A 14,707-nucleotide genomic window follows, 5' to 3' on the forward strand; every position below is an offset into this window, starting at 1 on the left:
TTTAAGTCATTAATTGATAAATCAAAATGGTAATTACAATTCCCAAAATTGCCCCTATAACTGTTTCGTAAATATTGTGAATACCTGTTTTTATTCTACTCCGCGCAATAAGGACTGCCAGAAGAAAAACCAGAAAATTCACTATATTGTTCTTTTGCAAAAGAAAAGTAATCGTCCAGACCGAGAAAGCAAAAGCACTGTGCCCGGAGGGTATCCCTCCTCGCAAAGGACTTCCACGCCGAAAATAGTATTTTATAGTTACAACCAAAAAGAACAGCAGAATTAAGATAATAAGACTAATATGCCATTCTGATTGTTTTATCCTTACCAGAACAGAATCTAAGGGTAAATGGACGCGGTTAAAGAAAAGAAGATAACCTACTCCTACCGCCAAAATTGAAGCTAATAAAACTGAACCAGCAGATATGTCCTTAATCGTCTTTATTAAGTTGTCGGAATCTTTTTTATATATGTCCAGTAATGATTCTACAATTGTATTTAACATCTCAGCAAAAAGCACAAAAGTTACAATAGTTACAAGCAAGGCCAACTCCAAACGAGTAAAATCTAAGTATAATGCAGAAACAACGACTAAACCCGCAACTATAAAATGTATGCGCATATTGCGTTGAAACCGCAAGGTATGTAAAAACCCTTCTATAGCCCGATTAAAACTTTCGATTAAATTACTATTTCTCATTAGGTATAATACGGGAGAGAAGAACGTTTTGTAGTTCTTCCATTGTTTTACGCTGTTTTAACGTATGGTCATTATATCCTAAAAGATGCAATATGCCGTGAATTAAATATAGGTAAAATTCTCTCTCTGTTCTTTGCCCATATCTTTTAGCAAAACGCTTAGCAGCGTCTACAGAAATAATCACTTCTCCAAAAATATTTTTCCGTTTATGCCCCTGGTTATCAAAAGCTTCACCAAAAGCAAGCACATCGGTATAATTGTTCTTTTTTAAAAAACGGCGATTGAGGCGTCTTATAAAAACATCACTTACTAAAACTACATCCAAAACCCCGTCTTTTATTTTTAACAAATCTAAAACTTTAAGCGTTTTTTCCTCTACTTCTGAAACCGAAAACGGAAGTCTTTTATTTATTGTTTTTACTACCTTTATTTCCATTTTGAACTACTTCGGGATATTTTATTCTTGTATGAAATATTCCTAATAATACTTTGATAAAACATTCGCTGATCTTATTTAGGTCGCGCAACGTGAGATTGCATTCATTAAGTTGACCTTCGACAAATTTATCATTCAAGATTTTTTTTACCAGATTACGAATACTGGCAGGATTTGGTTCGTCGAGAGCACGAGACGCTGCTTCTACTGAGTCAGCAAGAAGAACTATCGCTGTCTCATTAGTCTGAGGAAGTGGTCCGGGGTAACGAAAACGTGTTTCATCAATCTCTTTTTCTTCTTCTCCTCTCAAAATTGCCCGCTGATAAAAATAGTAAACCTTGCTCGTTCCATGATGCTGGGCAATAAAGTCAACAACTCTGTGATTTAATTTATGCCTTCTTGCCTTCTCCAAGCCATCCTTAACATGGTTAATAATAACCATGCTGCTTAATTCCGGCGTGAGTTTCGTATGTTTATTAGAATACGGATGAGGTTGATTCTCATTAAAATATTCTGCTTTTTCTATTTTCCCTATATCGTGATAATATGCTCCCACGCGGGCAAGAAGCGAATTGGCACCTATAGCTTCACAGGCTGTTTCGGCAAGATTACCAACAATAAGACTGTGATGGTAGGTTCCCGGAGCCTTGAGAATCAAGTCTTTTAAAATAGGATGGTTTGTATCTGATAATTCCAGAAGAGTAATATTAGAAATGAGACGGAAGAAGAATTCAAAAAGGGGAAGACTTCCTAAAACAATAAATGCCGAAATAATCCCATTAAGCAATCCCAAACCTGCTTCTTTTATTAAATCGTAAAGATTAAACTGTTCTAAAACACCTAAAGCAAAAATAGAAATAAACTGCAATAGACCTATTCCCAAACCTCCTTTTAAAACATGAGAACGCCTTCTCGCCTTCTCTACCAAGAAAGCCCCTCCTATGCCACCCACAAGAAAAATCAGTGTATATTTAAAATTTAAATCAAGAATAAAAACAATCATAATGCTCACCAGTATGTTTACCTTAATCGCTACCCTCCCCGATAATAGAAGGCTTATAAGCATGGCTACTACAGGAATGGGGGTTAAAAGCGGGGAAAGCCCTTTGTCGTACACCATACGGGTTAACAAAATGGCAAGCAAAACTAAAACCTCTATAAAAAATAACTCATTAAGATTTGCATATATCAAAGGTTCGTAACGACGGAGATACAGCCCCCCAAGAATAAACAAAAGCAAAACAATAATGCCGACGCTTACAATGTCGTAAATAAGATTAATGTTGCCCAATTCCTTATTAACCTGTTCTATAATCATTATTTCTTTGGGAGTAATCCTCTGCCCCTTGGATAAAATTAATTCATTCTTTTTAATATCAACCTCTTTATAAAAAGGACGAACACGCTCTTCTGCTTCTGTCTTAAATCTCGACGTAATATCACGATTATAGGAAATATTCGGCTGAATAACCAACTTAAGAAGTTCCTCTAAATAACCTTTAGCCTTTATTAAACCTGGCTCCCTTTTCTCTAAATACTCTCCCATTCTTGCGTTAATTTCTTCAGGGGTTGAAATAGAGATAACGCCGGTTTCGGTAATAGTATTTATCCCCACATCCCTTATAAGAATCTTGGACTTATTGTCTTTTAACAACTCTTGTTTAACGGAATAAGGAATGAGGGGTTGGGGGAAAAACTGCTCTAACAATTCCAAAAAAGATTTCTCTATTTGATTGAAATTATCTATCTCTATAAGATTTCTTACCAAATTCAAAGATACAGAAAAACGGCGGGAAATTTCGGCATCGTTTGGAAGAGATTCTTCGGAAGATGTTCTTATAATCGCTATCTGGTTAAGAAAATCTTTTGCAAGTTTTATCCTATCTTCTGTTTTACTGGCATCATAATCATATACCTCCAGAACACCTTCTCTGGCTTTTTGTTTATCTAACCTTAACTTTTCTTGGTCAATCTCCGTTTTAACTATAATGTCCAATGGAGAATAGAGGTCATAGGGAGCAATTCCTCCTTCCTTAAACCCTTTTCCAAAATGCTCTTGAGGTGAATAAAAAATCAAAATAAAGGCAACAAAAAATAATGCACTCAAAAAAGCACGAAGATACCTTTCTAAAAATTTGGAAAAAATACTTTTCTTAACAGTAAGTCTTTTCATACGTTTTTAGATGAATCAAACCTGGCATACGCCTTAATTATTTCTTGAACCAGTTCGTGTCTAACCACATCTTCGTCTGTAAGAACAACGAAGCTAATTCCCTCAATCTCTTTCAAGACATGCTGAGCCTGGATTAATCCCGATTCTTTGCCGGTGGGAAGGTCTGATTGTGTAATATCTCCGGTAATCACTGCTTTGGAATCAAACCCTAAACGCGTAAGAAACATCTTCATCTGCTCTGGGGTGGAATTCTGTGCTTCATCAAGAATAATAAAAGAATCATTCAGAGTCCTACCCCGCATATAAGCCAGAGGAACTACTTCAATTATTCCCCGTTCTATATAACGTTCAATCTTTTCCACTTCCATCATGTCGTAAAGGGCATCATAAAGCGGTCTGAGATAAGGACTGACCTTCTCATACATATCTCCTGGCAGATATCCCAAAGATTCTCCTGCTTCTACCGCGGGACGGACAAGAATAATGCGCGAAACATCCTGATTCTGCAAAGAACTTACCGCCATAGCCATTGCTAAGTAAGTTTTTCCTGTTCCGGCAGGCCCAATACAGAAAACAATGTCGTGTTGCCTGATGGCATCAATATATTCCTTCTGACCTTTAGTCTGGGGAGTTATGTATCTGCGTTTCGAAGAAACCTCTATACGGTCAAGATAGATATCCTGTATTTGCGTGGATTTTCCCTCTTTTACTGCTCGAAGAGAAAAAATTATTTCATGTTTTCTAATTATCCCTCCTTTGCGCACTACTGCTAAAAGTTCTTCAAATAAACTGAGCGCTTTTTTAATCTCCTGTTCTTCCCCTACAATATTGACAGACTCTCCTCTACCAATTATTCTCACATTCAAAGAACCCTCGATGAGTTTTATGTTCTCGTCATACTTACCAAAGATAGCCTGTGCTTCCTGAATGTTTTGAAATTGAATATTCTTCTCCATAGAAATATATGAAAAATTCTAAATCTTGGGCAAAACTCTCTTTATTCCCAACTCCTTAAGTTGTGCCTCGGAAACTTCATCAGGGGCTAAAGTCAGAGGACAAACGCCTTTCTGGGTTTTAGGAAAAGCAATAGTATCCCGAATACTCTCTCGGTCAAGAATAATGGAGAGCAGGCGATCTATTCCAAAAGCAATGCCTCCATGAGGGGGAGCTCCATACTCAAATGCTTTAAGTAGAAAACCGAATCTTCTCTCCGCTTCTTCTGGTGAAATACCCAGCATATTGAAAATTTTTTGCTGGAGTTCTCTTTTATGGATACGGATGCTTCCACTACCTATTTCTACTCCATTTATTACAAGGTCATAGGAACGAGCTTTAACCCGCCCTAGGTCACTTCCTAAATAAGGAATGTCTTCTTCGCGGGGTGAAGTAAAGGGATGGTGTTCGGAATCCCAGCGTTTTTCTGTATCATTGTATTTAAAAAGAGGAAAATCAATAATCCACACAAAAGAAAAACCTTCTTTTTTATCTCTTATATCAGGTTTGTCAGTATGGTATTTATCCATTGCTTCTTCATAGGACAAACGTGGAAATGGTATGGATAAATTCTTTTTTAGAACTTTCTCCCAGACAAACTTAAACATTCTTTCTACAAGTTGAAAAATTATTTCTTCTTCAACAAAGGACATCTCTATATCTAACTGTGTAAACTCAGGCTGACGGTCTGCCCGCAAATCCTCATCACGAAAACAACGAACAATCTGAAAATATTTTTCCAAACCCGCAACCATAAGAATCTGTTTGAATAATTGGGGCGATTGAGGCAAGGCGTAAAAACTCCCGGGATTTAGACGTGAAGGAACAAGAAAATCACGTGCACCCTCGGGAGTAGATTTTGTAAGCATTGGCGTTTCTACCTCTATAAAATTTTCTGCATCGAGAAAATCGCGAAAACCTTTACATATTTTGTGCCGCAGAATTAATGCTGTTTGCATCTGCTTTCTTCGCAAATCAAGAAAGCGATAAGTAAGTCTTAATTCCTCCGAAGGAGTAACAGTAAATTCATCGGAGATTTCAAATGGAGGGGTAAGCGAAGAATTAATGATTTCTAAGTAGGAAACTGCTACCTCGATCTCTCCAGTCTGTAAACGGGGATTTTCTGTCCCTTTGGGCCTCTTCTGCACCCTTCCTTTGATTTGAATAATATATTCGCTACGTAAATCCTTAGCCTTCTGATAAGCATCTTTATTGGTCTGAGGATGAAAAACTAACTGCGTAATGCCTTCGCGGTCACGCAAGTCTATAAAGATGATGTTTCCGTGGTCACGCCGAGAAGCAACCCAGCCACAAAGCATCACCTCTTTATCTACCGCGGTTAGATTCAGTTCACCACAGTGATGTGTCCGATACATATCTGCCTCAAAATTTTAAATTTGCTATTTGATTTTTGATATTTGACCTTTGCTTAATACAATGCGCCTCGTGATTCCAATATTTTTAGGTTAAATATTTGAATTCAACCTCTTTGCTAATTCCTCTCTTATATTTTCTTTTTTAAGAAAAGTCTGTTGGCTTGAAACCATATCGCGTAGAATATACTCACCTTTTTTAATTTCGTCTTCTCCAATAATCAAAACAAATCTGGCTTTAAGCCTGTCTGCTTTGCGCATTTTCGCTTTGAGAGATTTCTCTGTATAATCCATATCAATAAAGATTCCTTTTTCTCTTAAATCTCTCATAAGTAAAAAACCAAAGCGCTCTGCCTCTTCTCCTAAAGTAATTAAAAAAACATCAAGAGGACTATCTGCTATATTAAATTTTCCAGTCTTTTCCAAAGCAAGTATTGCTCTTTCCATTCCCAAAGCAAAGCCTACTGCTCCTAAAGATGGACCACCTAAACCCTCAACGAGATTATCGTAACGTCCGCCTGCGGCTAAAGCATCTTGAGAACCCAGAAGTTTAGAAACTAATTCAAATACAGTACGGGTATAATAATCGAGACCGCGCACAATACGAGGCTGAATTTCATAATTTATACCCGAAGAAGAAAGTGTATTCAGTAAAGACTCAAAATGTTTTTTGCAATCTCCACAAATTAAATCAAGGGTTGAGGGTAAAGATTTAACGGTCTCCTGGCATTTGGCTTCTTTACAATCAAGCACTCTTAAGACATTAACCTTAACTCTCTCTTTACAAAGTAAACATAGTCTATTTTTCTGCTTACCAAGGACTTTTTGGTATTGTTTAGTAATATTTGCTTTATCCCTTTCGCATCCTAAACTGTTTATCTTTAGTAAATAATCCTCCAAACCAAATTCCTTAACCATTTTTACTAAGAGGATAATAACCTCTGCATCCACAACATAACTGTAAGAACCTATTACTTCTACCCCGATTTGATGAAATTGACGTAGCCTTCCCGCCTGGGGACGTTCTGCTCTAAACATCGGGCCAATATAATAAAATTTAGCTAATGATTCTGAGAGATGAATATTGTTTTCCAAGAAAGCTCTTACCGCGGATGCGGTTGCTTCTGGACGTAAACAAACTTCCCTCCCACCGCGGTCACGAAAGGAAAACATCTCTTTTCTAACGATATCGGTAGTCTTACCTACTGAACGCACAAAAAGTTTCACTTCTTCCAAGATGGGAGTGCGGATTTCTTTATAATTATAAAAAGAAAAAATATCTTCCGCTTTCTTCTCTAAAGTGCGCCAGAGAAAACTTTGGGGAGGAAGAATATCTTTTGTCCCCCGTAGTGCTCTGTAGGTAAATTTTTCCATTTTTTTTATTATATCTTATTATAAAATAAGATGCAATAAAAACCCCCAACGAGTATAGGGGGTTGCTTAAAATATCTTTAAAAAAGCCAACTCTAGCTTTAAAACTATCTATCCTTTAAGACGCTGTTTCATAACCCTTCCTGCTTTAAATACCGCAACTTTGCGTTGAGGTACAGGAACGGTTACTCCGGTGCGCGGATTTCTTCCTGTGCGGGGACGACGAGATTTAACCTTGAAAACTCCAAAATTCCTCAATTCCACTTTCTCTCCCTTAGCGAGAGCATCCACAATCATATCTAAGGTTCTCTGCACGATTTTTTTAACCGCAACCTGTTTTACACCCGTATCTTGGGCAATTTTTAACACAATGTCTTTCTTAGTAAGAGTCATTTCTCCTCCTTGTTTTAAATTATTTTAAAATAATCGACCTAAATTGTCAAGCGTTTTCTTCTTTTCTGCCCGGTTTCTTAAACAAATCAAGGAATCTGTCTTCGTATTCCTTATAAACATTCCAACGGTCAAGTTCTTTCTTTAATTCATTTGCTTTAGAAATATCTTTTTTTGCCTCTTCAAAAAGGCGTTCGATCTTCTCCTGCGCAGATTTGGGAAGTTTGGTTAAGGAAGAAAGCCCCTTTTTAAGTTTCTCGATATCCTCATCTGTAATACCTTCAACACCGGTCATTCCTGTTTTCAAATATTCCACCAGTTTATCAATTTCCTCTTCCATAGACCTTGCACGACCGGCGAGTTCATTCAAATCTATTTCTATATCAAGAACTTCCTGCATTACTTCCAAAATGGCCAGACTTGACTTCGGATTTTCTAATTGAATAGTGTAAAGAGGTATTTCACCCAAAAGGCATAATCCTTCCACGCTTTTATCCTTTGCCACAGAGAGAAGAAGCCCATTAAGCCCAGCAATCTGGCCGGAATTCATAAACTTTACTTTATAATCTTTAAATTCCTCTAATATTGCCTGAGAAGTAGCGGTCACCCAGACCTCGGGTTCCTGAGTATGGTCTATCGGTTGGGGAAGAGCAGCAAAGGTAAAAATACGCTTGACTGCAAACTCTTTAGCCAACTCAACAACACGTTCAGCAAAGGCATAACCTTTTTCTAAAGAAGGCTGTGCTTCACAGAGAAAGAATATTAAGTCATTTGTTTTCTTAGGATTCTTCCAATAGTAAAAACGCGACTGAGGAAGCTGTGTCGGTTGTATTCTCCCCCCTTCTACCCAGGCTCCAATGGGATTAAAATAGTTCTTGGGAAGAATCATCCCAAAATCTTCTGCCTTCAGTTTATCTTTTAGAAAATGCGCTGCCTTAATCGCTACCTCACCCATACCCGGCCAAGAGGCAATAAGAAAAGGGCTTTCCAAAACAGGCTTTTTATGTAAGACTATGTCCTTATGTAACTTTGTCTTCTTCATCTCTTTTTTATGTAGTATATTATTTTTTCTCATTCCTGTCAATAGACTTATGTCAGTTTCAATACCGCCATAAAAGCCTCCTGCGGAATCTCGATGTTTCCAAATTGTTTCAAGCGCTTTTTGCCTTCTTTTTGTTTCTCCCAGAGCTTTCTTTTACGGGTTATGTCTCCGCCATAACATTTAGCAGTTACATCCTTACGTAAAGGGGGAATCCGTTCTTTTGCCACCACATGGCTACCAATGGCAGCCTGAATCACCACCTCAAATAATTGACGGGGAATAAGCTGCCGAAGAAGGGTTACAAGATTACGCGCCTTTAACTGGGCTTTATCTTTATGCACCAGACTGGAAAGCGCATCGCAGGGTTTACCATTAACAAGAACATCCAACTTCACCAGTTCGGTAGCACGATAATCAGTGAACTCATAGTCAAGAGAACCATAGCCACGGGTCATAGACTTTATTTTGTCGTAAAAATCCACAATTATTTCAGAAAGGGGAATTTCATAAACCAACCTACACCTCCCATCACCTAAGTACTCTGTGGATTTATAAATTCCCCTACGAGAAAGAGCAAATTCCATTATGGACCCTAAAAAATCTTGGGGAATAATAAGATGCGCTTTAACATATGGTTCATAAATCTCGGCAATATTCACGGAAGACGGGAAAAGTGAAGGATTATCCACTTCCATAATTTCCGCTTTGCGGGTTTTTATTTTATACTTTACTGAAGGAGTGGTAAGAATTAAATTCAAACCATATTCCCGTTCTAAACGTTCCTGGACTATTTCCATATGCAGTAAACCTAAGAAACCACAACGAAAACCCGGACCAAGGGAAGAAGAAGATTCTGGTTCAAAAATAAAACTGGCATCGTTCAATTTCAACTTTTCCACCGCTTCACGAAGAAGAGGAAAATCTTTGGGATTAACTGGATAAATTCCACAATATACCATCGGATGCATACTGCGATATCCAGGCAAAGGTTCTTTTGCAGGAAAATCTACATAAGTAACTGTTTCACCTGCATTTATTTCTTTAGGCTGACGGATATTAGCGGTGAAATAGCCCACTTCCCCCGCGGATAATTCCTCCACGCTCACGGGGCGAGGCTGAAACACGCCTACCTCTTGAACCTCGTAAATCTTACCTGTTCCCATCAACATCACCTTCATCCCCTTCTTGAGAAAGCCGTTAACCAAACGTACATAAACTACCACTCCTTTATAATTATCAAAAGAAGAATCAAAAATCAATGCCTGAAGAGGAGAATTCTTATCCCCTGTGGGGGGAGAAATTTCTCTAACAATGCGTTCAAGAATTTCCTCTACACCAATACCTTCTTTGGCAGAAGCAAAGGTTATCGGCTCTTCTTTTAAATTTAAAATCTTACGAATTTGTTCTTCTACTTTAACCGGTTCGGCATTGCTCAGATCTATTTTATTTATCACGGGAATAATCTTTAAATGATGTTCGAGGGCAAGATAAAGATTGGCAACGGTCTGTGCTTCTACTCCCTGGACAGCATCTATTACCAATATTGCTCCTTCACAGGCGGATAGACTTTTGGCTACTTCAAAAGAAAAATCGACATGGCCGGGAGTATCAATTAAATTAAGACAATAGGTGTTGCCATCCTTAGATTTGTAGTTAATTCTTACTGCGGAAGCTTTAATAGTAATACCTCTCTCCTGTTCCAACTCCATATCATCAAGCATCTGATTATGAAATTCTCTTTCATTAATTGCTCCTGTATGGAGAAGAAATCTATCCGCCAAAGTAGATTTACCATGGTCAATGTGAGCAATGATACAGAAGTTGCGGATTAAAGAAATATTCATTATTTCGTTTTACTCGTTAAGCTCGTTAGGTTTGTGGCCTTATTTAAAAACCAGACAACCCCACTGCAAAATGTTTAGAGGTTCAAGGCGAATTCCTTGCCGAATTTAAGTAACATATCTGCTCTTTTCTGTGTATGGGCTTCTGCATATATCCTTAAAATAGGTTCAGTTCCTGAAAGCCTAAAGAGTAGCCAGCTTTCGTCAGCAGAAATAAATTTTATTCCATCAAAATCCTTTACTTCTAAAACCTTTTTACCGAGAATGTTTTCAAAGGGTTTTTCTTTTAATACTAAGAATAATTTATTTTTAAGCTCTTGGGGATAATGTATATCTTCGCGAACATAATAGAACTTACCAAATTCCCTATCTATATCGTTCATTATCTCGATTATAGACTTCCTCCGATAAGCCATCATTTCCAGAATAAGCAATCCCGTAAGCATCCCATCTCTTTCTGGAAGGTAGTGTTTTACTCCAATTCCTCCAGATTCCTCCCCCCCGGCCAAAATATCTTCTTCCCGCATAATCTTTGCAACATATTTAAAACCGACTGCTGTTTCATACAACTTAAGATTATATTTTTGAGCAATTTTATTGATTAAAGTAGTATTAGAGATAGTCTTAACCACTCCTCCAAGCCACTTTCTATCTTCCAAAAGATGTAAAATAATCAAAGCAAGCACTCCTCCTGCATTAATTATTCTACCGTCGGGACGAACACAGGAAACACGATCTGCGTCTCCATCATTAACAATCGCCAGGTCAAATTTCCCTTTTTTCATCTTTTCAACCACTTCTTTCATATTTTTAGGTATTGGCTCTGGATTTATCCCCCCAAAGAGCGGATTTCTCTCTTGGTGTAAAAGCGTTACCTTGCACTTTGTCCCTTTTAAAATCCGCGGGATAAAGTCATCTCCGGTTCCATACATTACATCTACAAGAATACGGTAACTTCTGCGTCTTAAGAGTGAAAGATTTAAATAACTGCGTAAAAATTTTACATACTCTTGAGAAGGGTCAATTAGTTCAAGGAGTTTTTTTTCTATAGCTTCCTTTTGATTAATTCGCCTAATCTTACTTTGGCCGATAAAAGACTCAATCTCCTTTGTAACCTCTGGTTCCGCAGGACCTGCATAATCCATTTTTATTTTTATTCCGTTATATTGAGGAGGATTGTGACTGGCAGTAATAATTATACCTCCTGACAGTTTGTGCTTTTTAATAAAGAAACAAACCATCGGTGTGGGACTTGGCTTATTAATAAGATAGACTTTAATTCCATTACCACTAAGAACTTCAGCAACCATCTGGGCATAACTTTCGGAAAGAAAACGCGTATCGTAACCTACCACTATCTCGGGTGCATCTTTTCTCTGGGACAGTTGCGCTCTTTTATTAAAGTAATCGGCTATTGCCTGGGAAACAAGGACAACATTTTCAAAAGTAAAATCATCAGAAATAACCGCCCTCCAGCCATCAGTTCCAAACTTAATCATTCCTTTTGACCTCCTTATTTTGTTCTGAAACTTAAATTTATAATTTTATTTGTTAACCACTAATCCATAAATTCTTCCTATATCCTCTACGCTGATAATACCCAATAGTCTTCCTTCTTTTACCACCGGAATGGCTCTTAATCCCGAGAGTTCTAATTTATTGTGAACCTCGTATAGAGTATTATCGGGGCTAACGAGAGGAAAATCATGCCACATTATTTCACCGGCTAAAACCTCTTTTCCGCGTTGATGCAAAACAGAGATTATTTCTCCCCGCGGCAAAAAACCTACAAGCCTATAATCATCTACTACAGGAAAATCTTCCTGATGAGTATGAAAAATTAACCCTAAAATCTCATTTATGGTTGTTTGGGGAGAAATGGTTATAAAATTGGGGTTCAAAATATCCCGAGCAAAAAACCTCTTTAGAACCATTCTCAAATCCACCTGTGCTCCTTCCTGAGAAGCAGCAAAATAAACAAAAAAAGCAATAACGATGAGAAGAAGATGATTATATCTGATTCCTAAAAAGATAAACAAAACAGCAAAAAAATGTCCCAATTGAACTGCTATACGCGTAGCTTTTTGATAACTCATCCTCTGTGCAAGAAAAGCTCTTAAAACCCTTCCTCCATCCATGGGAAAAGCAGGAAGGAGATTAAAAAATGCCAGCAAGGGATTAATCCAAAAAGCATAGGCAAAGGTTTGTGGCCAGGTATTTAAAGAAGGAGTAAAAAAATATTCGGGGCCAAGAATTTTATACAGAGGAATAAATAAAACCAGCGCAAAAATGATGTTAAAGAGCGGACCGGATATTGCTACAATAAACTCTTCACGGGGGTTCTCTGGCATCTTACGCATCGCTGCCACCCCTCCGATAGGCATGAGGATAATATTATCTACTTTAATCCCAAACCTCTTTGCCTGGATACTGTGCATAAGCTCATGTACCGTAACACAGAGAAATACAAAGAAAATAATAAATATCCCCCTTAAACCATAACTAAGGCCAAAGATAAGAGGAAGAAGCAAAAAAGTAATATGAATTTCGAGATTTATACCCAAGATTTTAAATAAACGCACTGAACCTTTCATCTTCTATCCCCATAAATATGGTATTTAAAGAACTAAAGCTTCTACTATATCTTTTCTATCTTTATCGGAAATCGGTCCGATGAGTGCCAGATTAAGTCCGTTTGTTTTAAAAATACTACTTGCCACCCGTTGAAGGTCATCCATATTTACACGGTTTAATTCTCTCAGAACCTCACTGGGAGTATAGACCTTATCCATCATCGCCACATTCTCTCCTAACCAAAGCATGTGTTCCATTGTCTCTTCCAAAGCCAACAAAAATTGTCCCGTAAAATATTCTTTAGCACGTTTGAATTCACTTTGAGTAACCGGTTTATTTTTTATCTTTACTAACTCCTGAATAATTACCTGTATCGCTTGGCTTGTTTTTTTATGCTCAACTCCCGCATTGACAATGAATGCTCCTGTATCCTGAAACTTTTTCAAATGTGTCCCAATCTCATAAGCCAAACCTCTCTTTTCTCTAACTTCTTGAAAAAGACGAGAAGACATATTTGCTCCTAAGATAATATGCAGAAGAGTAAGTGCATGCCTATCCCGATGTCCACGTGGTAATCCGTGGACCCCCAAGGCAACATGAGTCTGTTCGGTATCTTTTTCTGTAAAATTTGTCTGAACGCCATTTTGTTTTAGCCCTGCTTTTTTAAAATTAATCTTTGCCCCCCTTCTAATTCGAGAAAATATTTTTTTAGCCAATTCAAGAAATTTATCTTTCTCCAGATTTCCACAAGCAACCACATTTATGTGCTGGGGCTGATAAAATCTGTCCCGATAAGAAACAATATCTTCTCTTTTCATCGTGGAAATAGTCTCGAATGTCCCGCACAAGAACATTCCCAAAGGATGCTTTGGCCAAAGGAGTTGACTAAGCAGTTCCTGAACATAATGCATTGGTAAATCCATATACATCTTTATCTCCTCTAAAATCACCGTCCTTTCCTTTTCTATATCATTTGAATCTAAGCGGGCACTGAGGACCATGTCCGAAAGCACATCTAAAGATAATTTTAAATAGCGTGAAGGAATCTTCACAAAATAACAAGTCATTTCTTCTGCGGTAAAGGCGTTAAGCATGCCTCCGATGCCTTCGATGGACTCTTTTATCTGACGCGCAGTTCTTTTTTTAGTTCCCCGAAAAACAAGATGTTCCAAAAAATGAGAAACACCGGAAAGCGATTCTTCTTCATATCTCCCACCAGCGTTAAGCCAGATGCCCAGTGAAACTGATTCCATATTAGGCATAGGGAGACAGGCAACTTTCAACCCATTTTCCAACTCTATCTTTGTGTAAGCCGCCATAGGTAAATTAATTTGCTAAAACCAAAATGCGTTATTCATTATGATTCTTTATATTTGCATTATAATCAAGGTAACTCTGTAATATTATCTGGGCAGAAATTTTATCTATTACCTGCCTTCTTTTTTTCCTTTTAACATCTGCCTGGATAAGCATTCTCTCTGCTTCTAATGTTGTAAACCTTTCATCCCAGGTTTCTATAGGTAAATTAAGATTCTTTCGCAAAATATTGATAAACTCTGATACCGACGAAGATTGTGTTGATTTTCCATATTTATCTAAAGGTATCCCGATGACAATTTTATCTACGCCATAATTTTTAATTATACTCTTTAAGAATAAGAGATCCTCATCTTGATTCCTGGTTTCCCAAACATTAATCCCTTGGGCAGTAATCTTTAACTCATCGCTTATCGCTAAACCCATCCGCCTTTCTCCGAAATCAATCCCCAGAATTCTCCCCATAAATATACGCAAAACTAAACAAAATGCAATGT

At 37.7% G+C, this 14,707-nt stretch carries 13 protein-coding genes; all 13 read right to left on the bottom strand.

The features are described from left to right. Nucleotide 1: 1 nt before the first annotated feature. Nucleotides 2-700, bottom strand: a complete 699-nt coding sequence (locus tag NC818_01590) for a diacylglycerol kinase (protein ID MCM8783461.1) — start codon at nt 698-700, stop codon at nt 2-4. Then, nucleotides 690-1,136, bottom strand: a complete 447-nt coding sequence (ybeY, locus tag NC818_01595; protein ID MCM8783462.1) for an rRNA maturation RNase YbeY — start codon at nt 1,134-1,136, stop codon at nt 690-692. Before ybeY ends, NC818_01590 begins: the two co-directional genes overlap by 11 nt. Then, on the bottom strand, nt 1,105-3,309 hold the full coding sequence (locus NC818_01600; GenBank protein ID MCM8783463.1) for an HDIG domain-containing protein: 2,205 nt from the start codon (nt 3,307-3,309) through the stop codon (nt 1,105-1,107). The genes ybeY and NC818_01600 overlap by 32 nt, the downstream gene beginning before the upstream one ends. Beyond that, entirely contained in the window at nt 3,306-4,265 is a 960-nt protein-coding gene (locus NC818_01605) for a PhoH family protein (protein ID MCM8783464.1), read from the bottom strand. The genes NC818_01600 and NC818_01605 overlap by 4 nt, the downstream gene beginning before the upstream one ends. Before the next feature lie 18 nt (nt 4,266-4,283). Beyond that, a complete protein-coding gene (aspS, locus tag NC818_01610) occupies nt 4,284-5,678 on the bottom strand; it encodes an aspartate--tRNA ligase (protein MCM8783465.1) in 1,395 nt (464 codons plus the stop codon). Between the two features lie 90 nt (nt 5,679-5,768). Next, nucleotides 5,769-7,049 (bottom strand): histidine--tRNA ligase, encoded by a 1,281-nt coding sequence (hisS, locus tag NC818_01615; protein ID MCM8783466.1) that lies wholly within the window; start codon nt 7,047-7,049, stop codon nt 5,769-5,771. A 108-nt stretch (nt 7,050-7,157) separates the two neighbouring features. Beyond that, nucleotides 7,158-7,439 (bottom strand): integration host factor subunit beta, encoded by a 282-nt coding sequence (locus NC818_01620; GenBank protein MCM8783467.1) that lies wholly within the window; start codon nt 7,437-7,439, stop codon nt 7,158-7,160. A 46-nt stretch (nt 7,440-7,485) separates the two neighbouring features. Next, entirely contained in the window at nt 7,486-8,511 is a 1,026-nt protein-coding gene (locus tag NC818_01625; protein MCM8783468.1) for a PAC2 family protein, read from the bottom strand. Nucleotides 8,512-8,525: 14 nt separating this feature from the next. Beyond that, nucleotides 8,526-10,322 (bottom strand): translation elongation factor 4, encoded by a 1,797-nt coding sequence (gene lepA, locus NC818_01630; protein ID MCM8783469.1) that lies wholly within the window; start codon nt 10,320-10,322, stop codon nt 8,526-8,528. A gap of 74 nt (nt 10,323-10,396) precedes the next feature. Further along, nucleotides 10,397-11,818 (bottom strand): phosphoglucomutase/phosphomannomutase family protein, encoded by a 1,422-nt coding sequence (locus NC818_01635; GenBank protein ID MCM8783470.1) that lies wholly within the window; start codon nt 11,816-11,818, stop codon nt 10,397-10,399. A gap of 45 nt (nt 11,819-11,863) precedes the next feature. Next, a complete protein-coding gene (locus tag NC818_01640) occupies nt 11,864-12,913 on the bottom strand; it encodes a site-2 protease family protein (GenBank protein MCM8783471.1) in 1,050 nt (349 codons plus the stop codon). A 24-nt stretch (nt 12,914-12,937) separates the two neighbouring features. Beyond that, entirely contained in the window at nt 12,938-14,212 is a 1,275-nt protein-coding gene (locus NC818_01645; GenBank protein MCM8783472.1) for an insulinase family protein, read from the bottom strand. 31 nt (nt 14,213-14,243) lie between these two features. After that, on the bottom strand, nt 14,244-14,675 hold the full coding sequence (ruvX, locus tag NC818_01650; protein MCM8783473.1) for a Holliday junction resolvase RuvX: 432 nt from the start codon (nt 14,673-14,675) through the stop codon (nt 14,244-14,246). Between the last annotated feature and the right edge of the window lie 32 nt (nt 14,676-14,707).

Source organism: Candidatus Omnitrophota bacterium, from assembly GCA_023819145.1.
In the GTDB taxonomy this organism is placed as follows: Bacteria; Omnitrophota; Gorgyraeia; order DTHP01; family DTHP01; genus JBFWKV01.